Here is a 22,834-nt window from a genome sequence, read left to right as displayed (position 1 = left end):
CTAGCCGTGGCAGAACCCGGTCAAGCTTTCCCGGTTCCGCCGGCGGGATGTACGGTGGCGGCATGACCGAGCGCCTGCCGATCATCGACATGGAGCCGCTGTTCGACGCAGGCGACGCCGCGGGGCGCGAGCGCGTCGCTGGGGCCATTGCAGCCGCCTGCACCGCGCATGGCTTCTTCTACCTTACGGGCCACCGCGTGCGGCCCGAGCGTTTCGAGGCGCTGGAGGCCGCCAGCCGGCGGTTCTTCGCCCTGCCCCTCGAGGCCAAGCAGGCGATCGCCATGAACCGCGGCGGGCGGGCATGGCGGGGCTGGTTTCCGCTGGGGGGCGAGCTCACCTCCGGCAAGCCGGACCTGAAGGAAGGCCTCTACCTGGGGGCGGAGCTGCCGGCGGAACATCCGCGCGTGCTGGCGCGGCTTCCGATGCACGGCGCCAACGTGTGGCCGGCCGAGCTGCCCGAGCTGAAGCCCGCGGTGCTGGCCTATATGGACGCCGCCACCCGCGCCGCCGGCGTCCTGATGGAGGGGTTGTGTCCCTGAGCCTCGGGCTGGACGCCGGCTGGTTCGCCCGCACCTACCTGGCGGAGCCCACCGTGCTGTTCCGCATCTTCCACTACCCGGCTGGCGGCGCGGATGACTCCTGGGGCGTGGGCGAACACACCGACTATGGCCTGCTGACGCTGCTCGCCCAGGATCGCCACGGCGGATTGCAGGTGAAGACGCCGAGCGGCTGGATCGAGGCGCCGCCCATCGAGGGAGCCCTGGTCTGCAACATCGGCGACATGCTGGAGCGGCTGACCGGCGGCCGGTTCAAGTCGACGCCGCACCGGGTGCGCAACGTCAGCGGCCACGACCGCCTGTCCTTCCCGTTGTTCTTCGACCCCGACTTCACGGCCCCCATGCAGCCCCTGCCGAACGCGGCCCTGACCGACGCCGAACGCGACCGGGCGGAGCGCTGGGATGGCGCCAGCGTCCATGAGTTCCAGGGGACCTACGGCGACTATCTGCTGGGCAAGGTGGCCAAGGTCTTTCCCCAGCTGGTGGACGAGGCGCTGGGCTAGCTGCGAGACCCGATGCATAGAACGCCGCATGTCCAGTGATGAGCTACGCCGCGGCGCAGCGCTCCCCCTCCTTGCGCTCGCCTTGGCCTGCGGCGGCGCCCTGCCCGCCCAGGCCGCACCGGCGACGCCCGACGAGGGCGAGGAGGTCGAGGAAGTGATCGTCCAGGCGACCCGCTCCGGCCGTCGGGTGCAGGACGAGCCGATCCGGGTGGAGGTGATCGGGCGCGAGGAGATCGAGGAGAAGATCGCCATGCGGCCCGGCAACATCGCCATGCTGCTGAGCGAGACCGGCGGGCTGCGGGTGCAGGTCACCTCCCCGGCGCTGGGCGCCTCGAACATCCGTGTCCAGGGGATGCGCGGCCGCTATACACAGCTGCTGAGCGACGGCCTGCCCCTGCACGGCGGACAGGCCTCCTCCATCGGCCTGCTGCAGATCCCGCCGACGGACCTCGGCCAGGTGGAGGTCATCAAGGGAGCGGCCTCGGCGCTCTACGGCCCCTCCGCCCTGGGCGGGGTGATCAACCTGGTCTCGCGCCGGCCGGGCGCTGCGGCGCTGGGCGAACTCCTGCTGAACGCCACCAGCCGGGAGGGACTGGACCTCACCGCCTACGCCGCCTCGCCGCTGGCGGCCGCCTGGAGCGCCTCGCTGACCGGCGGCCTGCACCACCAGTCCCGGCAGGACCTGGACAGCGATGGGTGGGCCGACATGCCGGGCTACGCGCGCTGGACCCTCCGCCCGCGGCTGTTCTGGGCCGGCGAAGGCGGCGGCACGGCTCTGTTCACCCTGGGCGCGATGCGCGAAGAGCGCGCCGGGGGCACGCTGCGGGGCCACACTGTGCCCGACGGCACGGCCTTCCGCGAGACGCAGGACAGCCGGCGCTTCGACGCCGGCCTGGTGGTGGAGCGTCCGCTGGAGGGCTTCGGCAAGCTCCATCTCCGCGCCTCGGCCATGCGCCAGGACCACGACCACCGCTTCGGCGAGGTGATCGAGGAGGATCGCCACGACACCGTGTTCGCCGAGGCGGCGCTGTCGGCCGGCGGCGGCGGGACCTCCTGGCTCGGCGGCATGGCCGTCCAGCGCGACGCCTATCGGTCGGAGACCTTCCCGGCTTTCGACTACACCCACACGGTCCCAGCCGTGTTCGGCCAGCTCGAGCACGACCTGGGCGAGGATTTGACGGTGGCGGCGAGCGGACGCGTGGACTTCCACAACGTCTACGGGACGCGTTTCAGCCCACGCCTGTCGGCGCTCTACCGCCCGGGACCCTGGACGCTGCGGGCCTCCGCAGGACGCGGCTTCTACGCGCCGACCCCGTTCGTGGAGGAGATCGAGGCGACCGGCCTCTCCCGGCTCGAACCCGTCAGCGGCCTGAGGGCGGAGGTGGCGGAGAACGCGTCGCTGGAGGGCGGCTATGCGGCCGGCCCTCTGGAGGCGACCCTCACCGTCTTCGCCTCGCAGATCCACGACGCGGTGCAGCTGGTCCCCTCGACCACGCCGGGTCGCGTCCGGCTGATCAACGCGGAGGGCCGGAGCCGCACGCGGGGGGCGGAGGTCCTGCTGCGCTACCGCTGGGACGCCTTCACCGTGACCGGCAGCTATGTCCACGTGGACGCCACCGAACCGGATCCGTCCGGCGTCGGCCGGCGCGCCGTTCCGCTGACGCCGCGACATACCGCCGGCCTGGTGGCCATGTGGGAGGAGCACGACGTGGGCCGCGTCGGCTTCGAGGCCTACTACACAGGCCGCCAGCCGCTGGAGGACAACCCCTATCGAAGGACATCGAAGCCCTACTTCGAGCTGGGCTTCATGGCAGAGCGTCGCCTAGGGCCCGTCAGCGTCTTCCTGAACCTCGAGAACCTCCTGAACGTGCGGCAGACGAAGTACGACCGCCTCGTGCGGCCTCAGCGGGCGCCGGACGGGCGCTGGACCGTCGACGCCTGGGCGCCCACCGAAGGCTTCACCGCCAACGGCGGGGTGCGGATCCGCTTCGGCGGCGACTGAGCGGCGCTGCGGCCACGGCCGGACTCGCGCTAGACCGGTTTCAGCGCCTGGTGGGGGCTGGCGGGAAGCTCGACGGTTACGGCGTCCCCCGCCCTCACCTCGCCGCCGGCCAGGACGACCGACATGACGCCAGCCTTGCGAATAAGGAGGCCGCCACGGTCCTCCAGGCAGGCCTGCATGAGGCCCGCCTGCAGGCGCTCCAGCTGGATGCAGGGGTTGCGCAGCCCCGTGACCTCGACCACGGCGTCGCGGCCCAGACGTAGGCGGGCGCCGCGGGGCAAGGCGAGCAGGTCCAGATGGCGGGTGGTGACGTTCTCGCCGAGATAGCCGGGCGCGACGGCGAAGCCTTTCGCCGCCAGCTCGTCGAGAAGTTCGTGATGGATCAGGTGGACCTGGCGCAGGTTCGGCAGGCCCGGGTTGAAGCGGGCCCGGCTGCGGTGCTTCACGCGGGGGCCGCAGTGGGCGTCGCCCTCCACCCCTTGTCCCTCCAGCAGGCGGATGAACAGCTGGGGCGTCTTGTCGGGGCCGTGGCGGCGCTTGGCGCTGACCGCCACGACCTCGCCGCTCAACCCAGGCGCTCGGCGTGCCAGGCCAGGTGGTCGGCCATGAAGCTGGAGATGAAGTAGTAGCTGTGGTCGTAGCCGGGCTGGCGGCGCAGGGTGAGCGGGATTCCCGCCTCGCGGCAGGCGGCCTCGAGGAGCTCGGGCTTCAGCTGGTCTGCGAGGAAGTTGTCGGCCTCGCCTTGGTCGACCAGAAGTTCCGGCAGCCGGGCGCCGTCTTCGATCAGAGTGGTGGCGTCGTAGCGCCGCCAGGCGGCGCGGTCTTCGCCAAGGTAGCCGGCCAGCGCCTTCTCGCCCCACGGGCAGCGCATCGGCGAGGCGATTGGGGCGAAGGCCGAGACGCTTTTCCAGCGGCCGGGGTTCTTCAACGCGAGCGTCAGCGCCCCGTGGCCGCCCATCGAGTGGCCGGTGAGACCCTGGCGGGCCATGTCGGCCGGGAAGTTGGCGGCGAGGATCTCCGCCAGCTCGGAGGCGACGTAGCTCTCCATGCGGAAGTGCTGCGCCCACGGCGCCTCGGTGGCGTCCACATAGAAGCCGGCGCCCTGTCCGAAGTCGTAGGCCGGGTCGTCGGGGACGCCCTCTCCCCGAGGGCTGGTGTCCGGGGCCACGAAGACCAGGCCGAGCTCGGCGCAGGCGCGGCGGTACTCGCCCTTCTCGGTGACGTTGGCGTGGGTGCAGGTCAGGCCCGAGAGGTACCAGACCACGGGACAGGGCCGGTCCTGCGCCTGGGGCGGCGTGAAGACGCTGAACACCATCGGCGTGCCGGTCTCCCGGCTCTGATGCCGGTAGACGCCCTGGACGCCGCCGAACGCCCGGGTGGTGGAGAGGGTCTCGAGGCTCAATAGACCACCACGCTGCGGATGCTTTCGCCGGCGTGCATCAGGTCGAAGGCCTTGTTGATCTCCTCCAGGCTGAGGCGATGGGTGATCATCGGGTCGATCTCGATCTTCCCGTCCATGTACCAGTCGACGATCTTCGGCGTGTCGGTGCGGCCGCGCGCCCCGCCGAAGGCGGTGCCCTTCCACACGCGACCGGTGACCAGCTGGAACGGCCGGGTGGCGATCTCCTTGCCGGCCTCGGCCACGCCGATGATGATGCTCTCGCCCCAGCCGCGATGGCAGGCCTCGAGCGCCTGACGCATGACCTCGGTGTTTCCGGTGGCGTCGAAGGTGTAGTCGGCCCCGCCGTCGGTGAGCGCCACCAGGTGCTGGACGAGGTCGCCGTCCACCTGCTTCGGGTTCACGAAGTCCGTCATGCCGAAGCGGCGGCCCCATTCCTCCCGGGCGGGGTTGATGTCGACGCCGACGATCTGGGCGGCGCCCACCATCTTCAGGCCCTGGATGACGTTGAGGCCGATGCCGCCGAGGCCGAACACGATGCAGCGGCTTCCAGCCTCCACATGGGCGGTGTTGACCACGGCCCCGACGCCGGTGGTGACGCCGCAGCCCACGTAGCAGGCGGTCTCGAAGGGGGCGTCCTTGCGGATCTTGGCCACCGCGATCTCGGGCAGGACCGTGTAGTTCGAGAACGTGGAGCAGCCCATGTAGTGGTAGATGGTCTGCCCCTTGTAGGAGAAGCGGCTGGTGCCATCGGGCATCAGGCCCTTGCCCTGGGTGGCGCGGATCGCCGTGCAGAGGTTGGTCTTGCGCGACAGGCAGCTTTTGCACTGCCGGCATTCGGGCGTGTAGAGCGGGATCACGTGGTCGCCCGGCTGGACCGAGGTGACGCCCGCGCCGACCTCGACCACCACGCCTGCGCCCTCGTGCCCGAGGATCGAGGGGAACAGGCCCTCGGAGTCCAGGCCGTCCAGGGTGTAGGCGTCGGTGTGGCAGACGCCCGTGGCCTTGATCTCCACCAGCACCTCGCCGGGGCGGGGGCCTTCCAGGTCCAGCTCCACGATCTCCAGCGGCTTCTTGGCTTCGAACGCCACGGCGGCGCGGGTCTTCATGGGCGGCCCCTGCTTACTTCGGAACGGTCGGAGCAATCCCAGATGCCGCGGCCGATGTGAAGCCCCGGGGGCTCGCGGCAACGTGATTTGCGCCGCAGGGGTCCTGGCTCGCAACGCCCGGCGCGGGACGGCGTTAGGGCCTTCATGCAACCGGGCCTCGAACTCACCGCCGAAGAACGCCACGTCCTGATGCAGGCGCTCGAGGCGCCGCTCATCGACAAGGACCCTGTCGTGCTGGGGATCTGCCTCAGGCTGTGCGGCCGGCGGCTGCTGCAGCGGGCAGGCACCACGGCGGTGATGAACGGCTGGCGCGGCTCGCCGCACGCCTTCGTCCTGACCCGGGAGGGCTGGGGCGTCGTGAAGGCGCAGCGCCGCTACGGGCCTCTGCGCCGGGCCGGCTAGGCGATTGTGAATACGAATATTTCAGCCGATCACATTTTCGGAACCGAGGCTCTCCCGGCCAGTTGCTGAGGCGGGCTGGCCGTCGCGGCCGCCGACTTGAGGGAGACCCACCACATGAACTTCCGCACACTGGGCGCCGCTGCGCTCATGACCAGCGCTGCGCTCGCGCTCGCCGCCTGCGGCGGCGGCGACAAGGCCGGCACGGAAACCACGGACGCCGCGGCGACCGCGACGGCTCCGGCCGCCGGCGACGCCGGCATGGCCGCCTCCGGCACGGCGACCGATCCGGCCGCCACCGGCGCCATGACCACGGATCCGAACGCCACCACCAGCTCGGGCGCGGCGGGCGCTGGGATGAACTCCGGCTCGGCCGGCGCCACGTCGGGCGGCGCCATGGGCGGCACCGGCACGACCGGCGGGACCACCGGCGGCGCGGCTGGCACGACGGGCACCACCGGCACGACCGGCGGGACCACGGGCGGCGGCACGACGAACCCGTAAGCTCTCCACGGAATGCGAAATGGACGCGGGTCCGGCGAAAGCCGGGCCCGCGTTTTTCGTGCCCGTCAGTCGCGGGCGAGCGACAGCGGGGGCGCGAGCGCTTCCAGGGGCTTCTTCTCGGCCTTGACGCCCAGCACAAGGGTGACGCCCGCCGCGAGCAGCATCAGGCCGCCGCCGAGCAGATAGCCCAGCAGGATCTGACCCCGCTCGCCGGTGTCGATCAGCGCCCCGAATAGCCACGGCCCGGCGACGCCGCCCAGCAGGGTGCCGATGGCGTAGAACAGCGAGATGGTGAGCGCCCGCAGCTCCAGCGGGAAGAGCTCGCCGACTGTGAGATAGGCCGCGCTGGCGCCCGCAGAGGCGAAGAAGAAGATCACCGTCCAGGCCAGCGTCTGGGTCTCGGCGGTGAGCGCCCCTTGCGCGAAGAGCGCCCCCGTGAGGCAGAGAAGCGCGCCGGCCAAGGCATAGGTGCCGGCGATCATCGGCTTGCGCCCGACGCTGTCGAACAGGCGGCCGAGCAGCAGGGGCCCGGTGAAGTTGCCGAGCGCGAACGGCAGCATGAACCAGCCGATATTGCGCGCCGGGATGTCATAGAACCGCGTGAGGATCAGGGCGTAGGTGAAGAAGATCGCGTTGTAGCAGAAGGCCTGGGTGGCCATCAGGACGAGGCCCAGGATTGTGCGGCGCGGATAGGTGCGGAACAGGGCGACGCCCAGCTCCCCCCAGCTTGTCCGCGTCCGGTGGACGAGGCGGATGGTCGGCGGCGGGGCGAAGATCGGCGGCATCGCCGTGTGGCGCTCGACCCGCCGCTCGATTTCCCGGACCACCGCCTCGGCCTCCTCGGGCCGACCGTGGGTCATCAGCCAGCGCGGGCTCTCCGGGATGTAGCGGCGGATCCAGATCACGATCAGGGCGAGCAGGCCGCCCACCACGAAGGCCAGGCGCCAGCCGATCTCCGGATCGATCACGGCCGGATCGAGGACCACCAGCGAGCCGACCGCGCCGAGCGCCGCGCCCACCCAGAAGCTGCCGTTGATCGCCAGGTCGGTGTAGCCGCGGCGCCTGGCGGGGATCAGCTCCTGGATGGCGGAGTTCACGGCCCCGTACTCGCCGCCGATGCCGGCCCCGGTCAGGAACCGGAAGACCAGGAAGGAGCCGAAGTCCCACGAGAAGCCGGTGGCCACGGTGGCGAGCAGGTAGACCAGGACGGTGACGGTGAAGAGCCGACGGCGGCCGAAGGTGTCCGTCAGGCGCCCGAACAGCAGCGCGCCGACCACCGCGCCCAGGATGTAGGCGCTGCCGGCCAGGCCGATCTGCTCGGCGTTGAGCTTCAGGCCGGCCGCGATGGCGGGCGACAGCGAGCCCACCAGGGTGACTTCCAGCCCGTCTAGGATCCAGGTGATCCCCAGCGCCGCGACCACGAGCCAGTGGAAGCGGCTCCACGGCAGGCGGTCCAGCCTGGCCGGCACGTCCGTGACGAAGACGTGCGGCGCTGTTCCCGGGCGTTCGGCGTCCATCCCCTCCCCGTCCATCTACCGTGGCGTGCGGCCTCAACGCGCGAATGCGAAGCTTGGGTCCCGCGTCGGCCCGTTGTATGGCGCGGCCATGGCCGACGAGGAGATCCTGGTGGACGCGCGCGGGCACCGCTGCCCGGTGCCGACGCTGCGCCTGCGCCGCGCCCTGGAGGCGGCGCCCGCCGGCGCGCGGGTGCGGCTGCTGGCCGACGACCCGCTGGCCCGGATCGACGTGCCGCATTTTTTGGGTGAGACCGGCCACACGCTCGCCGAATGCCGCGAGGAGGCCGGCGCACTGAGCTTCCTGGTGGTGAAGGCCTAGCGCCGCAGGAACGGCTGGTGGGCGTCCAGCGCCACCTCAACCTCGGTCGCCAAGGCGCCGCCGAAGAAGACGGCGTTCACGTTCCACGACAGCCAGATCAGGAAAATGACCACCGTGGCGACGGAGCCGTAGGTGGCGCCCAGGTGGGCGATCTGCTCGACGTAGAAGCCGAGCGCCCAGGAGGCGAAGATGCACAGCGCCGCCGCCGCCGCCCCGCCCAGCAGCGAAGCGCGCCAGTCCACCGGCCGCCGCGACATGGCCCAGCGATAGATCAGCATCATGCCCAGTGTCATGCCGACGCTGGCCCAGGTCCACTCGCTGTAGAGCCAGGGCGCCCCCCGCAAGGGGCGAAGCTCGAACGTCTCGCCGACGATGCGGAAGCCGAAGAACACCGCCGAGAGCACGCCCAGGGCGACGAAGGTGGCCACCAGCACGGCGAGGGCCAGCAGGTTGAAGCCCACGAAGCCGCGCGGATCGTCCTCGTCGTGGATGAAGGACAGTCCCGCCAGCAGCGCCTTGAAGCCGCGGTGGGCGGCATAGCCGCCGACCACCAGGGCGACGCCGCTCTGGAAGGAGACGGCGTCCAGCGGCGCGTGCGAGAGCCGCATCAGCTCGTTCTGGAAGATCAGCCGCGCCGCGGACGGCATCAGGCGCGCCAGCGCCTCGCCCTGCTGGGCCACCTGGCTGGGATCGGAAAGCAGGCTGTAGAGACCCATGCCGATCGCCAGCGCCGGGAAGATCGCCAGCATGACGAAGAACGAGACGCCGCCCGTGTAGAGCATCACGTCACGGCCCCAGAGGCGGGCGAGCGCACGCCCGAGCACGATCACCCCCAACCGCAGCCAGTGCAGCGGATCCCATTCCGCGGCGCGGAGACGGTCGAAGGCGCGGCGGAGCGGCATCGGGGCGGAGGCTGGCGAAAGCCGGAGAGTCTGGCAAGCGCCCGCCCCGCCTCCAAATGGAAACGGCGCGCCACCGGTTGGGTGGCGCGCCGCCGATGGGCGTGTCGTTCCATCAGGTGGACCGCCGCTTCGAGGGACGGGAGAGCGCGACGGCCAACCTGCGATTGGGTTTAAGGCTCGGCGGCTGAACCCAACCTGAATGGATCGGTCAGGAAACGCGGGTGTCGGCGATCGCCCCGGCGTCGGCGAGTTGGTCGATCTCGGGGCCGGTGAAGCCCCAGTCCAGCAGGGCCTCCCGGTCGTGGCCGCCGATCTTGGGCGGCGGGCCCTGGATCTGGCCCGGCGTGGCCGAGAAGCGCGGCGCAGGCGCGGGCTGGGTGACGCCGGCGACCTCCACGAAGGTCTGGCGGGCGACGTTGTGCGGGTGCCTGGGGGCCTCGTCGAGGTCGAGCACCGGGGCGAAGCAGACATCCGTCCCGCCCATGATCTCGGTCCACTCGGCCCGGGTCTTGGTCGCGATCACTTCAGCGAGCCGGTCGTGGAGGTCCGGCCAGGCGTTGCGGTCCATCTGCGCCTGGAAGGCTTGATCCTGAATGCCGGTCTTCTCCAGCAGCAGGGCGTAGAACTGCGGCTCGATGGAGCCAATGGAGACCCACTTGCCGTCGGCGCACTGGTAGGTGTCGTAGAAGTGGGCGCCGCCATCGAGCATGTTGGCCCGGCGCTCGTCCTTCCACATGCCCGCGGCCTTGAAGCCGTAGAACATGGCCATCAGCGAGGCGGCGCCGTCGCTCATGGCGCAGTCCACCACCTGGCCCTTGCCCGTCTCGCGGGCGTGGATGACGCCGGCCAGCAGCCCGAATGCGAGGTAGAGGGCCCCGCCGCCGAAGTCGCCCACCAGATTGAGCGGCGGGATCGGCTTGTCGGTGGTCCCGATGGCGTGCAGGGCGCCGGTGATGGCGATGTAGTTCATGTCGTGGCCAGCGGCGTGGGCGTAGGGCCCCGTCTGCCCCCAGCCGGTCATCCGGCCGTAGACCAGCTTCGGGTTGCGAGCGAGCGCCACGTCCGGCCCGAGGCCGAGACGCTCCATCACGCCGGGCCGGAAGCCCTCGATGACGCCATCGGCCTTTTCCATCAGCTTCAGGCAGGTCTCCACGGCGGCCGGGCTCTTCAGGTCCAGGGCCACCGACCGGCGCCCGCGCGACGTGACGTCGGACGGGGCGCCGCCCCGGCCGCCGCCCTTCCGGTCTATCCGCACCACGTCAGCGCCGAGGTCGCTCAGCAGCATGCCGCAGAAGGGCCCGGGGCCGATGCCCGCGAACTCGACGATCTTCAGACCCGAAAGCGGTCCCTGGCCCATGTGTCTTGCTCCCTTTGCCGCCGATCTAAGCGCGATGACCCTCGGTCAGCCAACCCTCAGCCGCCCCCAGGCAGCGACTGGCCGTCATCCACGGTGACCACGCTGCCGGTGATGGCGCGGGCGGCCGGGCCCACCAGCATCAGGAAGGCGGCGTCCAGGTCCGACGCATCCATCAGGCGGCGGCGGGGGAAGCCCTTGAGCTGTTTCTGACCGCCTTCCGTGGGCCACCAGTCGGCGTTGATGTCGGTCTCGATGTAGCCCGGGCACAGGGCGTTGACCGCGATGCCGCGCCTTGCCCATTCGCGGGCCAGGCTCTTGGTGAGCATGGCGGCGGCCGCCTTCGAGCTGCAGTAGGCCGAGAGCCCCGGCAACACCGTGTGGCTGGCGATGGAGGCGATGTTGAGGATCCGCGCCTCGCCGCGCTCCGCCACGCCGGAGGCGATCATCCGCTTCGCTGCGGCCTGGGCGGCGAAGAAGGTCCCGCGAACGTTCACCGCGAAGGTGTTGTCGAACTCCTCCACCGTGAGGTCCAGAGCCAGCCCCTCCCCGCCCACACCTGCGTTGTTCACCAGCACGCCGACGGGCCCAAGTCGCGCCTCCACCTCCTCGAAAGCGGGGGCGATGGACGCCGCATCCGCCACGTCGAGCCGCAGGGCGAGCGCCCGGCCGCCGGCCGCGTTCAGCGCCTCCGCCAGCGCCTGGACCTTCTCCAGCCGCCTTGCGGTGACCGCCACCGCGGCCCCTTCTCGGGCCAGCAGCCGCGCGAAATGCTCGCCCAGCCCGCCGGACGCGCCGGTCACAATCGCCACCTGTCCCGCCAGGATTCCGGTCATCCCATTTCCTCCCCGCGACCGAGGGCCGCTGCCGCAACCGAGGCGCGCAGGCTATGGTGCCTATTCGCGCCGCGCCGATTCCGTGCTTAGCACGTCGCCGGGTCACGTCAGGGAATGGGGGATATGGCAGGCGTCCAGGCGCGGGTCCTGATCGTTGCGCGCGACGACGTGCTGGCCGGCCCGCTGGCCGACGGGCTGGACCGGCTCGGCTGGCGCACCGTGACGGCGCGCGGACCCTATTCGGCCATCGCCAGCCTGAACGACCTTCAGATCGAAGCCGCCATCGTCGACCTGCGCGGCGGCGACGAGTTCGTGACGCTCGCGCGGCGCCTGCAGCTCGCCTGCGCGCCGCGCAGGCTGCCCGTGGTGGCGATGGGCGAGCCGGATCCCTCGCTCGCCGCCCAGGGCTTCGACCTGACCCTGGCGGCGCCCCTGCACCCCGCTCAGGCCGCCATGCGGCTGGAAACCCTGGTGCGGGTGGCCGTGTCCGAGGAGGAGTTCGAGCTTCGGCAGGAGACCTTCGCCGACCGCGGCCGTCCGCTCGACCTGCCGGAGGCCGACACCAGCCCGTTCAGGGTGCTGGCGATCGGTGAGCCGGCGCCGCAGTTCTTGGCGCTGTCCAACGCCCTGAAGCAAAACGGTGCGGACGTGGTGGGCGCGTTCACCGCCTACACGGCGTTCGACTACCTGCACGAGCGCACTTTCGACGCCGTCGTGCTGTGGGCCGGGGAGAACCCGCAGGAGGCGATGTCGATCGCCGCCGGCCTGCGCCGGAACACCCGCCTCTACCATACGCCTGCCCTGCTCTACATGCAGCGGGAGGCGCCCGTGACCATCGCGGAGGCCTACCACCGCGGCATCTCCGACGTGGCCTCGCCCGAAACGCCGGAGAGCGAGACGGCGCGGCGCGTCGCCGAACTGGCCCGAAGCTTCCGGAGAGGCGTGACGGTCCGCCAGTCGCTGGAGCAGGCGCGCAGCTCCGGGCTGATGGACGCCGCGACCGGCCTTTTCACCCGCGACCTGTTCGCCGCCCACCTGGCGCGCCTGGCGCAGGCGGCCCGAGTCCGCAACCGCCCGCTCAGCGTCTGCGTCCTCAAAGTGGCGGATAAGGCGGAAGTCACCGCCGCCCGCGCCGGCGGATGGCTGGACCGCGCGGTCCCGCAGATCGGCTCGATGATCGGCCGCCTGGTGCGCGTGGAGGACACGGCCGCGCGCCTGGCGCCGGAGGTCTTCGCGCTCGCCCTGCCCGCCACCCCGCATGCGGCCGCCCGCGCGGCCGGCGAGCGGATCAGCGCCGTGATCGGCTGCACCGCCTTCGAAGCCGGCGAAGGCAAGTCGCCGTTCGTCGTCGACTTCGATATCGGCGTCGCCGAGGTGGCCTCGCCCGAGGGCGTCGGGCGCGCCCTGGAAGAGGCCGCCTTGCAGGCGCACGGCCGGAGGGCGAGCTGAAGGGCTACTTCTTGGCGGCGGCGCTGAGCCGGGCGCCGATCTCCTGAAGCCTGGTTCCCCGGGACATCAGGTGCGCGCCGCAACGCTTACCCTCCGCCGCCATGTCCTTCGGCGCGAAACGTCCTGTCTCCTGGATCAGGCGCGCTTCGAGGTCGAGGGCGGGCGTGCGGCCGTCGATCCGGCCCAGGTAGTAGAGGGCCGCCATCATAGCCGAGCTTTGCTGCTCCGGGCTCGCGCTCGCCATTGCGCTGACGACCACCAGGCACCGCACGTCCGCTGTCGTGTCGGCCTCGTTGGCTGAAGCCGCGCCTGCCGCCCCCAGGGCGAGCGCGACCATGATGGCGAGCCGGGACATGCAGAACCTCCTCCGATGAGGCCGCGAGTCTCGCACCTGGCGGGGGAGCTGGCTACGCTCAGTCGCCGGACCGCTTCATCGCCTTGAGGATGTCCGGCAGGGCCGCCTCAAGATCGGTGGCGCCCTTCACATAGAGTTCGGCGCAGCGGTTGATCTCGGGGACCGCCTTGGCGGGTTCGAGGCCGGCGATCTCCTTCACCAGCCTCGCGCGGAACTCGCCGCCGGCGTGGGCCTGGGCCCGACCCAGGAAGTACATCACGGCGTTGAAGCCCTCGTCGCTCGGCTTCTCGTCCGTAGCGTACATGTAATAGGCCACCGCCGCGCAGCGCAGGTCGCCGTCGGCGTCCACGGCCTGCGCCCCCGCCGGCGCCGCGGCCGCGGAAAGCCCCAAGGCCATCAGGCCCAGCGTCATCGTCTTCATGATCGTCCCTCGGGGCCCCGCCGGGGGCGAGGTCATCAGGCGGCGAGCTTCGCCAATTCCGCGAGAACCTTCTCCGCGGCATTGAGCCGCTGCTCCGGCGTCTCCCACTCGCCCTTCACGACGATCTTGTGGTCCGGCCGCAGTTTCCACGCCATCTGGTTCTTCGCCACGAAGCCGATGAGCGCACCGGGGTTCTTGAACTCGTCGTTGCGGAAGGTGACCACCGCCCCCTTCGGGCCGACGTCGATCTTCGACACGTTGGCCTGCCGGCAGAGGCCCTTGATGGCCACGACCTTGAGCAGCTGACCGGCTTCCGGGGGCAGTGGTCCGAACCGGTCGATGAGCTCCGCGGCCAGAGCCTCGCGATCCGCCGCCTTCTCGGCCTCGGAGAGCCGGCGATAGAGCGCCAGGCGGACGTTGAGGTCCGGGACGTATTCCTCGGGAATCAGGACGGCGGCGCCGGTGTTAATCTGCGGCGACCAGCCTCGATCATGGTCGAGACCCTCCGCGCCCGCTCGGGTCTTCAGCTCGTTGACCGCATCCTCCAGCATTTGCTGGTAGAGCTCGACGCCGATCTCCTTGATGTGGCCCGACTGCTCCTCGCCCAGCAGATTGCCGCCGCCGCGGATATCCAGGTCGTGGCTGGCCAGCTGGAAGCCGGCGCCCAGGCTGTCCAGCGACTGCAGCACCTTCAGCCGCTTCTCGGCCGAGAGCGTGATCTGCTTCTCAGCCGGCGTGGTCATGTAGGCATAGGCGCGACTCTTGGAGCGGCCCACCCGGCCGCGCAGCTGGTAGAGCTGGGCTAGGCCGAACATGTCCGCCCGGTGGATGATCAGGGTGTTGGCGGTGGGGATGTCGAGGCCGCTCTCCACGATGGTGGTCGACAGCAGCACGTCGTACTGGCCGTCGTAGAAGGCGGTCATCACCTCTTCGAGCTGGGTCGGCGACATCTGGCCGTGCCCGACCACGAACTTCACCTCCGGGACCTGTTCGCGCAGGAAGCGCTGCAGGTCCGGCAGGTCGGCGACACGAGGCGCCACGTAGTAGGCCTGGCCGCCACGGTACTTTTCGCGCAGCAGGGCCTCGCGGACGACCACCGGATCCCAGGGCGTGATGTAGGTGCGCACCGCCAGGCGATCCACGGGCGGGGTGGCGATGATCGACATCTCGCGGATGCCCGACAGCGACATCTGCAGGGTGCGCGGGATAGGCGTGGCCGTGAGCGTCAGCATGTGCACGTCGGCGCGAAGCTCCTTGAGCTTCTCCTTGTGCTTCACCCCGAAGTGCTGCTCCTCGTCGACGATCACCAGGCCAAGGTTCTTGAACTCGACCTGTTTCGACAGCACCGCGTGGGTGCCGACGATGATCTCCACCTCGCCCTTCCGCAGGCCCTCGCGGGTCTCGGCGGCCTCCTTGGCCGGCACCAGCCGCGACAGGCGACGCACCTTCACGGGCCAGCCCTCGAAGCGCTCGGAGAAGGTCTTGAAGTGCTGGCGCGCGAGCAAAGTCGTCGGGGCCACGACCGCCACCTGCTGGCCGCTCATGGCGACCACGAAAGCGGCCCGCAGAGCGACTTCCGTTTTGCCGAAGCCCACGTCGCCGCAGATCAGCCGGTCCATGGGCTTGCCGGCGGAGAGGTCCTCCAGCACGTCGCCGATAGCCAGCAGCTGGTCGTCCGTCTCCTCGTAGGGGAAGCGGGCGCAGAACTCGTCGAACACCCCGTGCGGCGGCTCCACGCTGTCTGTCTGCTTGGTCGCCCGTTCAGCCGCGATGCGGATGAGGCCCTCGGCCATCTCCCGCAGGCGCTCCTTGGCCCGGGCGCGGCGGGCCTGCCAGGCGGCGCCGCCCAGCCTGTCCAGCTGCACGCCCTCCGAGTCGGCGCCGTAGCGGGTGAGCAGGTCGATGTTCTCGACAGGGAGGTAGAGCTTGGCCTCGCCGCCGTACTGCAGTTCGAGCGTGTCGTGCGGGGCGCCCTGGACGTCGAGGGTCTTCAGGCCCGCGTAGCGGCCGATGCCGTGGTCGATGTGGACGACGAGGTCGCCGGGCGTCAGCGAGGAGGCCTCGGCCAGGAAGTTGGACGCGCGGCGACGGCGCTTCGGCCGCGCGAGCCGGTCGCCGAGGATGTCCGTCTCGGAGATGACCGCCAGCGCGTCCGTCTCGAAACCCGCCTCGAGGGGGAGGACCACGCGTTGCGGCTTCTTCGGATCGGCGGCCTTGGCCGCATCCCAGTAGGCGGCGAAGGGCACATCCTTCAGGCCGTGGTCGGCCAGCATGGAGCCCAGGCGGTCGGACGAGCCCTCCGACCAGGAGGCGAACAACACCCGCTTGCCAGCAGCCGCCAGGGCCTTGGCGTGGTCGGCGGTGGCTTCGAACAGGTTCACCGAGTCCATCTTGCGCTCGGCGGCGAAGCTGCGGCCCGCGCGAGCGCCCATGTCGACCACCACCTCGCCCTCGGCCTCGTTGAAGGCGGAGAACCGGCGGGTGGGCCGGCGCGCCAGACGCTCCTCCCATTCCTGGGCGTCCAGGTAGAGGCGCGTGGGCTCCAGCGGGTGGTAGTGCATCCGCCGCTCGGTCTGGCTGCGGGCGTCGAAGGCGTCCTCGATGAGCGCCATCCGCTCCTCGCGCGCCTCGCGGGCCAGGTGGTCGAGCGCCACCAGGGCGTCGGGCGGAAGGTAGTCGAAGAGGCTGGCCATCTCCGGATAGAAGAGCGGCAGGTAGTGCTCCATGCCCGCCCGGCGGCCGCCTTCGGAGATAGCGGCGTAGAGCGGATCGTCGCCAGGGGCCCCGAAGCTCTCCAGGTAGCCGGTGCGGAAGCGGCTGATGGCGTCCTTGTCGAGCAGGGCCTCGCTGACGGGCAGCAGGCTGACGTCCTTCAGCTGCTTGGTGGAGCGCTGGGTCTCGGGATCGAAGGCGCGGATGCTCTCGAGCGTGTCGCCGAACAGGTCCAGGCGGACCGGCTCGTCGGCCGACGGCGGGAAGACGTCGATGACGCCGCCGCGGATGGCGAACTCGCCCCGCTCGGAGACGGTGGAGGCCCGCTGGTAGCCGTTGATGGCGAAGTAGCGCTCCAGGTCCTCGATCTGCACCACGTTGCCGACCCGGGCGGAATAGCCGGCCCGCCTGACAATGCTCTGCGGCGGCACGCGCTGGATAAGCGCGGGCACGGAGGTCACCAGCAGCGCCGGCTTCTTCGGGTCCAACCCTTCGGAGAGGCGCGACAGGGTGGTCATCCGCTGGGCGGAGACGGCCGCGGAAGGGCCGATGCGGTCGTAGGGCAGGCAGTCCCAGGCCGGGAAGGTCAGGACCTCGACGCTCTCGGCGAAGAAGCGGAAGGCGTCCACGAAGGCGGAGATGCGGCCGGCGTCGCGAGCGACGAAGACGGCAAGTCCCTTCCGGGCCTTGACGATGTCGGCCATGACCATGGCGTCGAAGCCCTCGGGGGCGCCGACGAGGTCGAGCCGGCCGGGGTCGTCCGCCACCCGGCGGAGCTGGGCGGCGGTCGCGCCGCGGGAGCCGCCGTCAGCCGCCAAGATCGTCGCCCCTGTTCGCATGAACTTCGAACCGGAAGGCCTTGATCCGGTTCATGATCTCGGTGTCGAATTCAGGCGGTATCGGCAGGGTGCCGATGATCCAGGCGTAGAGGTCCTGGTCGGGCTGGTCGAGCAGCCGTTCGAACCCGTCGAGCTGGGCTTCGGAGAAGCTTTCGACGTGGGTGTCCGCGAACGGCCCGAGGATCAGGTCCGCCTCCCGGAAGCCCCGCCGCCAGGCGCGGAACTTCAGCTTCTTCAGCCGTGAATTGTCGCTCGTCATGAGGAGGTGGCCATATAGAGGGCGCAGGCCCGCCGCGCCAGATGCACGGCGGCCTCCGAGCCGCTATCCATGGGGCGCGGGAGGGACTCGGACCATGCACAGACGCGCATTCCTAGGCGCTGCGGGCGCGACGGCGCTGGCTGGACCGGCGCTAGGCCAGACGAAGGGCGCGCTGCTCCGCCCGCCGATGCTGCGGCCGGGCGACCGGGTGGCGGTGGTGAACCCCAGCACGGCGGCCTACGACCCCGCCGCCCGTGATCGGGCGCAGGCGCTGATCGAGGTCATGGGCCTCGTCCCCGTGTTCTCAAAGAGCTTCCTGGAGCGGCCGCGCGACTTCCGAGGCTCGGTGCGCCACCGACTGGACGAGCTGCACGGGGCCTTCGCCGACCGCACGATCAGCGGCGTGTTCTGCGGACGCGGCGGCTATGGGGTGAGCGAGATCGTCGACCAGGTCGACTACGCCCTGATCCGCCGACACCCCAAGGTGCTGCTGGGCTTCAGCGACATCACCCTGCTGCAGCTGGCGGTCCGCAATCGCGCGGGCCTTGTCACCTTCCACGGCCGCATGCCGTCGCTGGGCCGCTTCCCGGACTATTCGCTGCAGGCCCTGACCCGGGCGGTGATGCGGCCGGAGCCGCTGGGGCTGCTGCCGAACCCGCCGGGCGACGCCCTTCGGCCACCCTACCCGCTCAGGACCATTGCGCCTGGCGCGGCGGAGGGACCCCTGGTGGGCGGCAACCTGTCCATGATCATGGCGGCCATGGGGACGCCTTGGGAGATCGACACCCGCGGCGCGATCTTCTTCTTCGAGGACGTGGACGAGCCGCCCTACTCCATGGCCCGGATGCTGTGGACCCTGAAGCAGGCCGGCAAGCTTCAGCAGGCGGCCGGGATCCTGGTGGGCGCCTGCAACAACTGCGACGGTCCGCTGGAGGTCTCGCCCTACACCCTGAACGAGGTGTTCGACCTCACGCTCGGCGACCTGAAGATCCCGGTGTTCAGCGGCCTGCCCATTGGCCACACAGCCGACCAGCTCACCTTGCCGATCGGCGCCAGGGCTCGGCTGGACGCGACGGCACGGACGCTGAGCGTGCTGGAAGCCGGCGTCGTCGCCTAGCCGCGACGCGGCGGGCGTTCACGCTATATTCCCCCGATGCGGCCGGAGATTCTGTTCCCGCTCTATGCGCCTGTCACCTCGCTCAAGGGGGTGGGCCCGCGCGTCGCGCCGCTGCTGGAGCGGCTAGCGGGCACCATCGTGCGCGACGTGCTGTTCCTGAAGCCGCACTCGGTCGTGGTGCGCACCCCGGCGGAGCTGGCGGCGGCGGTGGACGGCCAGATCATGACCTTCGAGGTGACCGTCGAGGCGCACGAGCGGCCGCGGTCGAACGCCCAGCCCTGGCGCATGCGGGTCTCGGACCCGACCGGTTACCTGACGCTGGTGTTCTTCGGCCGCTTCGCCGACCAGCTGGAGCGGCGCCACCCCGTTGGCGCTCAGCGGATCATCTCGGGCAAGGTCGAGGACCAGAAGTTCGGCCGCCAGATGGTGCACCCGGACTACATGGTCGAGCCGGGCAAGGCGGACGAGATCCCCGAGCTCGAGCCGATCTATCCAGCCACGGAGGGCCTGCCCGCCCGACGGGTGCGGAGCTTCGTCCTGGAGGCCCTGGAACGCGCACCGGACCTGCCGGAGTGGCAGGACGCCGCCTGGCTGGCGCGCGAACGCTTCCCTGCGTGGCGCGCGGCGCTGGAGCGGCTGCATGGGCCTGAGAGCGAGGCCGACCTCTCGCCGCTCTCCCCTCACCTGCGCCGCCTGGCCTTCGACGAGCTGCTGGCCCACCAGCTGGCCATGGGTCAGCGGCGCGCCGAGCGGCGGCGCGACCCCGGCGCACGGATCGCCCCCAGCGAGACGGCGGAGCAGATCCGCGCCGACCTGCCGTTCGCCTTCACCGGCGCCCAGGAGCGGGCCTTGGGCGAGATCCGCCACGACCTCGGCGCCGGCGAGCGGATGAGCCGGCTGATCCAAGGGGACGTCGGGTCGGGCAAGACCGTGGTGGCCATGTGCGCCATGGCCGACGTGGCGGCGGCGGGCGGCCAGACGGCCCTGATGGCGCCGACCGAGATCCTGGCCCGACAGCACTATGAGACGATCGCCAAGCCCCTCACCGACCACGGCATCGGCGTGATCCTGCTCACCGGGCGCGACAAGGGCGCGGCGCGGGCCGAGAAGCTGCGGGCCCTGGCCACGGGCGCGGTGCAGGTTGCGGTGGGCACCCACGCCCTCTTCCAGGACGACGTGGCCTTCCACCGGCTGCAGATGGCGGTGATCGACGAGCAGCACCGGTTCGGCGTCGCCGAGCGCCAGCGGCTGCAGGCCAAGGGCGAGGCCGTCCACCTGCTGGCCATGTCGGCGACGCCGATCCCGCGCACCCTGGAGCTGACCGTATTTGGCGACCTGGACGTCAGCCGGATCGACGAGAAGCCGCCCGGGCGGACGCCGGTGGCCACCCGCGCCGTTCCGTCGGCGCGTATCGCCGAGGTCGAGGCGCGCCTGCGCGAGGCGGTGGCCGGCGGCGCCCAGGCTTTCTGGATCTGTCCCCTGGTGTCGGAGTCCGAGATCGTCGACCTGAAGGCGGCCGAGGTGCGCGCGGCCGAGCTCCTGGAGCGCATCGGGCCCGGCGTCGGCCTGGTGCACGGCAAGATGACGCCGCAGGCCAAGGACGCCGTGATGGCCGACTTCGCCGACGGCAAGCTGTCGGTGCTGGTGGCGACCACGGTCGTCGAGGTGGGCGTGAACGTGCCCAACGCCACCATCATGGTGATCGAGCACTCCGAACGCTTCGGCCTGGCCCAGCTGCACCAGCTCCGCGGCCGGGTCGGCCGTGGACGGCGGGAAAGCGCCTGCGTGCTGCTCTACGACCCCCCGCTGTCGGAGACCGCGCAGAAGCGGCTGGACATCCTGCGGCGCACCGACGACGGCTTCCTGATCGCCGAAACCGACCTGGAGCTGCGAGGCGGCGGCGACGCGCTCGGCCTGCGGCAGTCCGGCTTTCCCGACTACGTCTTCGCCGACCCCATCGTGCACCGGGACCTGATCGGCGCGGCCGGCGACGACGCCCGGATGATCCTGGCCCGCGACCCGGAGCTGACCAGCGAGCGCGGGCGCGCGCTGCGGGTGCTGCAGGAACTGTTCGACTGGAAGGCGGGCATGGCCCTCAAGGCGGCGGGGTAAGGCAGTCCCTCCTCGCTATACCTTCACCATGCGCTTGCCACGGTTCTCGCCGGCGAGCAGGCCCACAAGGGCTTGGGGGAGCTTCTCGAAGCCGTCGATGACGTCTTCCTGGACCTTGAGCTTGCCCTCGGCCACCCACTGCTGGAGGTCCTTCAGCGCCTGGTCGCGCTGGGCGTCGAAGTCCGAGACGATGAAGCCCCGGAGCGTCAGGCGCTTGGTGACGATCAGGCCGGGCACGCCGCGGGGACCGTGCTGGGGCGCGGCGCCGTCGTAGGCGGAGACCGCCCCGCAACAGGCGATGCGCCCGAAGGTGTTCATGGCGAACAGGCAGGCCTCAAACACGTCGCCGCCGACGTTGTCGAAGTAGACGTCGATACCGTTCGGCACGTGCTCTCGGAACTGCTGGCGCAGATTGCCGGCCTTGTAATCGACGGCGGCGTCGAACCCGAGTTCGTCCACGAGCCAGCGGCCCTTCTCCTCGCCCCCGGCGATGCCAACGACGCGGCAGCCCTTCAGCTTGGCGATCTGGCCGACGATGGAGCCCACAGAGCCCGCAGCGGCGGAAACGACGACGGTCTCGCCCGCCTTGGGCTGGCCGCACTCCAGCAGGCCGAAGTAGGCCGTGAGTCCCGCCACGCCATAGACGCTGAGCAGGTGGGTCATGGGCTCGAGCTTCGGCAGCTTCTGCAGCTTCTTCGCCGGCAGGACGGCGTAGTCCTGCCAGCCGGTGTCGGCGAAGACGAGGTCGCCGGGCGCCAGGTCGGAACCGCTGGCTTCCACCACCTCGGCCAGCGCGCCGCCGGCCATCACCTGCCCAGCATTCAGCGCCGAGCGGTAGGTGGCGCCCTGCATCCAGGCGCGATTGGCGGCGTCGAGGGAGACGTAACGGGTCCGCAGCAGGGCCTCGCCCTGGCCCGCGGTGGGGCGCGCGCTCTCGGTCAGCCGGAAGTGGTCGGCGCTCAGCCGGCCCTGCGGCAGCTGGTCGAGCACGTACTGGCGGTTGGTCTCGGACATGGCGGCCTCCCTCTTTGGCGGCGCGACCATGGAGCCTCAGGGCGGCGAAGCCAAGGGCGGCCGCCAGGCGTCGAGCCGGCCCTCGGCGTCGGCCTCCAGATCGGCGTAGAACAGATTGTAGCCTGGCGCCTTGCGGCGATCGGCCCAGGAGCCGGAGCGCTTCAGGGCCGCCGATCGGGGGACCGAAACCCGCAGCACGCCGCCTTCGCACTGGGCCGAGACCTGGCGGGCCATGAAGGCGGGCCTTGCGCCCCACTCCAGGTCGGTGGCGTTCGCAGCCCCGCGATGCAGGCGGGCGGGCGCAGGCTCGCCGTTCGCCGCACCCAGGATCGGGTTGAAGCACAGGGCCGGCCGGCCGCCGAGGTTCTCGAGTTCGCCGCCTGGCGCCCAGACGAGCGCCCGGTCCAGCAGCAGCCTCGCCCGATCGTTCTGGTCCGCCAGGACGCTCGCCCAGGCGGCGAGGCAGCCCGTCTGCCCCGGGCCCTGGCACGCCGGCAGCGGCGTGACATCGGCCCGGACGACGGTCTCCTGCAGGTAGGCGGCGACCAGCCGGCCCCGCAGCGCCGGGTCCAGTGCCACCTCCTCCATCAACAGGCGAGCGGCGAGCGTGCCGCCCTGCTCCACGCCCACGATGATGAAGGGCCGTCCGCGATTGTGGCGGGTCACATAGGTCCGAAACGCCTGGGCCACGTCCCCGTAGGCGAAGCGGCGCGCCTCGCGGGCGTCCTCCCGGAGCGTCAGGAGGCTGTAGAGGCTGGCCTGGCGGTAACGGGGCGCGAAGATCCGGCCTAGCCGGAGAAAGGGTCCGGCGTAATTGGGGGCCATGCGGCGGCGGAACATCGCCTCGGCATCCGGATGGTCAAGCGGCGCGTTCCAGTGCTCCCCGCCGTCATACACCGTCGGCCCGATGAAGAAGACGTCGGCCGGCGGGTCGCCCCGCGCGGGACTACGGGCCGGGATCAGCCACCAGGCGTCCGGCCGGCGGTAGTCCGGCGCGGGCGGCGGGTCATAGGTCTGGAACGGCACCTTCGGGTCGAGCGCGGTGCGGCGCAGGTCCTCCCAGAACACCCCGGTGGCCAGCCCCAGCAGCAGGGTGACGACCACCACGAAGGCGGCGAGCCAGCGGGTCCGGCGGGGCAGCGGACCAGCCATGGC

At 71.0% G+C, this 22,834-nt stretch carries 22 protein-coding genes; 9 read left to right on the top strand and 13 right to left on the bottom strand.

All coding sequences use genetic code 11. The features are described from left to right. Nucleotides 1–62 precede the first annotated feature (62 nt). The 3 genes from VIL67_RS16955 to VIL67_RS16945 are packed head-to-tail and all read left to right on the top strand — an operon-like array spanning nt 63 to nt 3,062. Nucleotides 63–539, top strand: coding sequence for a 2-oxoglutarate and iron-dependent oxygenase domain-containing protein (locus VIL67_RS16955; protein ID WP_332050085.1), 477 nt, complete (start codon nt 63–65; stop codon nt 537–539). Beyond that, a complete protein-coding gene (locus tag VIL67_RS16950) occupies nt 530–1,060 on the top strand; it encodes a 2OG-Fe(II) oxygenase family protein (protein WP_332050084.1) in 531 nt (176 codons plus the stop codon). Before VIL67_RS16955 ends, VIL67_RS16950 begins: the two co-directional genes overlap by 10 nt. A 28-nt stretch (nt 1,061–1,088) precedes the next feature. Beyond that, entirely contained in the window at nt 1,089–3,062 is a 1,974-nt protein-coding gene (locus tag VIL67_RS16945; protein WP_332050083.1) for a TonB-dependent receptor plug domain-containing protein, read from the top strand. Nucleotides 3,063–3,091: 29 nt separating this feature from the next. On the opposite strand, the gene VIL67_RS16940 is transcribed toward VIL67_RS16945, so the two are convergent. From VIL67_RS16940 to VIL67_RS16930, 3 genes are read right to left on the bottom strand one after another with little or no spacing between them, the layout of a single operon-like run. Further along, a complete protein-coding gene (locus VIL67_RS16940; protein WP_332050082.1) occupies nt 3,092–3,631 on the bottom strand; it encodes an MOSC domain-containing protein in 540 nt (179 codons plus the stop codon). Beyond that, entirely contained in the window at nt 3,628–4,464 is an 837-nt protein-coding gene (fghA, locus tag VIL67_RS16935; protein WP_332050081.1) for an S-formylglutathione hydrolase, read from the bottom strand. Before fghA ends, VIL67_RS16940 begins: the two co-directional genes overlap by 4 nt. Further along, nucleotides 4,461–5,570 (bottom strand): S-(hydroxymethyl)glutathione dehydrogenase/class III alcohol dehydrogenase, encoded by a 1,110-nt coding sequence (locus VIL67_RS16930; protein WP_332050080.1) that lies wholly within the window; start codon nt 5,568–5,570, stop codon nt 4,461–4,463. The genes fghA and VIL67_RS16930 overlap by 4 nt, the downstream gene beginning before the upstream one ends. 144 nt (nt 5,571–5,714) lie before the next feature. On the opposite strand from VIL67_RS16930, the gene VIL67_RS16925 reads away from it, so the two are divergent. Beyond that, nucleotides 5,715–5,972: a hypothetical protein gene (locus tag VIL67_RS16925; RefSeq protein WP_332050079.1), complete on the top strand. Its 258-nt coding sequence runs from the start codon at nt 5,715–5,717 to the stop codon at nt 5,970–5,972. Nucleotides 5,973–6,086: 114 nt separating this feature from the next. Further along, nucleotides 6,087–6,473: a hypothetical protein gene (locus VIL67_RS16920; protein WP_332050078.1), complete on the top strand. Its 387-nt coding sequence runs from the start codon at nt 6,087–6,089 to the stop codon at nt 6,471–6,473. Between the two features lie 65 nt (nt 6,474–6,538). On the opposite strand, the gene VIL67_RS16915 is transcribed toward VIL67_RS16920, so the two are convergent. Continuing rightward, complete coding sequence (locus VIL67_RS16915) at nt 6,539–7,990, bottom strand: MFS transporter (RefSeq protein ID WP_332050077.1); 1,452 nt, start codon at nt 7,988–7,990, stop codon at nt 6,539–6,541. 88 nt (nt 7,991–8,078) lie between these two features. Between VIL67_RS16915 and VIL67_RS16910 the strand changes: the two genes are divergently transcribed. Then, on the top strand, nt 8,079–8,309 hold the full coding sequence (locus VIL67_RS16910; protein WP_332050076.1) for a sulfurtransferase TusA family protein: 231 nt from the start codon (nt 8,079–8,081) through the stop codon (nt 8,307–8,309). On the opposite strand, the gene VIL67_RS16905 is transcribed toward VIL67_RS16910, so the two are convergent. The 3 genes from VIL67_RS16905 to VIL67_RS16895 all read right to left on the bottom strand — a co-directional run bounded on the left by VIL67_RS16905 (nt 8,306) and on the right by VIL67_RS16895 (nt 11,401). Then, the gene (locus VIL67_RS16905) at nt 8,306–9,211 is read right to left on the bottom strand and encodes a YihY/virulence factor BrkB family protein (RefSeq protein WP_332050075.1); all 906 of its coding nucleotides are present in this window, start codon (nt 9,209–9,211) and stop codon (nt 8,306–8,308) included. The genes VIL67_RS16910 and VIL67_RS16905 overlap by 4 nt on opposite strands. A gap of 208 nt (nt 9,212–9,419) precedes the next feature. Next, nucleotides 9,420–10,568, bottom strand: a complete 1,149-nt coding sequence (locus VIL67_RS16900) for a CaiB/BaiF CoA transferase family protein (RefSeq protein WP_332050074.1) — start codon at nt 10,566–10,568, stop codon at nt 9,420–9,422. 56 nt (nt 10,569–10,624) lie between these two features. After that, nucleotides 10,625–11,401: an SDR family NAD(P)-dependent oxidoreductase gene (locus VIL67_RS16895; RefSeq protein WP_332050073.1), complete on the bottom strand. Its 777-nt coding sequence runs from the start codon at nt 11,399–11,401 to the stop codon at nt 10,625–10,627. Nucleotides 11,402–11,524: 123 nt separating this feature from the next. Between VIL67_RS16895 and VIL67_RS16890 the strand changes: the two genes are divergently transcribed. Beyond that, nucleotides 11,525–12,850 carry a diguanylate cyclase domain-containing protein gene (locus tag VIL67_RS16890; RefSeq protein ID WP_332050072.1) on the top strand — a complete coding sequence of 442 codons (1,326 nt, stop codon included), beginning with the start codon at nt 11,525–11,527 and terminating at the stop codon, nt 12,848–12,850. Between the two features lie 4 nt (nt 12,851–12,854). Here VIL67_RS16890 and VIL67_RS16885 read toward each other — a convergent pair whose 3' ends face one another. The 4 genes from VIL67_RS16885 to VIL67_RS16870 are packed head-to-tail and all read right to left on the bottom strand — an operon-like array spanning nt 12,855 to nt 17,436. Continuing rightward, nucleotides 12,855–13,205 carry a hypothetical protein gene (locus tag VIL67_RS16885; RefSeq protein ID WP_332050071.1) on the bottom strand — a complete coding sequence of 117 codons (351 nt, stop codon included), beginning with the start codon at nt 13,203–13,205 and terminating at the stop codon, nt 12,855–12,857. A gap of 58 nt (nt 13,206–13,263) precedes the next feature. Further along, the gene (locus VIL67_RS16880) at nt 13,264–13,626 is read right to left on the bottom strand and encodes a hypothetical protein (protein ID WP_332050070.1); all 363 of its coding nucleotides are present in this window, start codon (nt 13,624–13,626) and stop codon (nt 13,264–13,266) included. Between the two features lie 35 nt (nt 13,627–13,661). Beyond that, the gene (gene mfd, locus VIL67_RS16875; RefSeq protein ID WP_332050069.1) at nt 13,662–17,156 is read right to left on the bottom strand and encodes a transcription-repair coupling factor; all 3,495 of its coding nucleotides are present in this window, start codon (nt 17,154–17,156) and stop codon (nt 13,662–13,664) included. Continuing rightward, nucleotides 17,146–17,436 (bottom strand): FAD assembly factor SdhE, encoded by a 291-nt coding sequence (locus VIL67_RS16870; RefSeq protein ID WP_332050068.1) that lies wholly within the window; start codon nt 17,434–17,436, stop codon nt 17,146–17,148. Before VIL67_RS16870 ends, mfd begins: the two co-directional genes overlap by 11 nt. A gap of 94 nt (nt 17,437–17,530) precedes the next feature. Between VIL67_RS16870 and VIL67_RS16865 the strand changes: the two genes are divergently transcribed. Together VIL67_RS16865 and recG are read left to right on the top strand one after the other, a co-directional pair. Next, nucleotides 17,531–18,553, top strand: coding sequence for a S66 peptidase family protein (locus VIL67_RS16865; protein WP_332050067.1), 1,023 nt, complete (start codon nt 17,531–17,533; stop codon nt 18,551–18,553). Nucleotides 18,554–18,589: 36 nt separating this feature from the next. Continuing rightward, entirely contained in the window at nt 18,590–20,665 is a 2,076-nt protein-coding gene (gene recG, locus VIL67_RS16860) for an ATP-dependent DNA helicase RecG (protein ID WP_332050066.1), read from the top strand. Nucleotides 20,666–20,680: 15 nt separating this feature from the next. Here the strand turns inward: recG and VIL67_RS16855 are convergent, their stop codons facing one another. Beyond that, nucleotides 20,681–21,679 carry an NADP-dependent oxidoreductase gene (locus VIL67_RS16855; RefSeq protein WP_332050065.1) on the bottom strand — a complete coding sequence of 333 codons (999 nt, stop codon included), beginning with the start codon at nt 21,677–21,679 and terminating at the stop codon, nt 20,681–20,683. 36 nt (nt 21,680–21,715) lie between these two features. Next, the gene (locus VIL67_RS16850; RefSeq protein ID WP_332050064.1) at nt 21,716–22,831 is read right to left on the bottom strand and encodes a DUF3089 domain-containing protein; all 1,116 of its coding nucleotides are present in this window, start codon (nt 22,829–22,831) and stop codon (nt 21,716–21,718) included. Nucleotides 22,832–22,834: the final 3 nt, after the last annotated feature.

The sequence above is a fragment of the Phenylobacterium sp. genome, assembly GCF_036563385.1.
Lineage (GTDB): Bacteria > Pseudomonadota > Alphaproteobacteria > Caulobacterales > Caulobacteraceae > Phenylobacterium.
The sequence above is the reverse complement of the archived record's forward strand: the minus strand, read 5'-3'. Positions and strand labels throughout refer to the sequence as shown.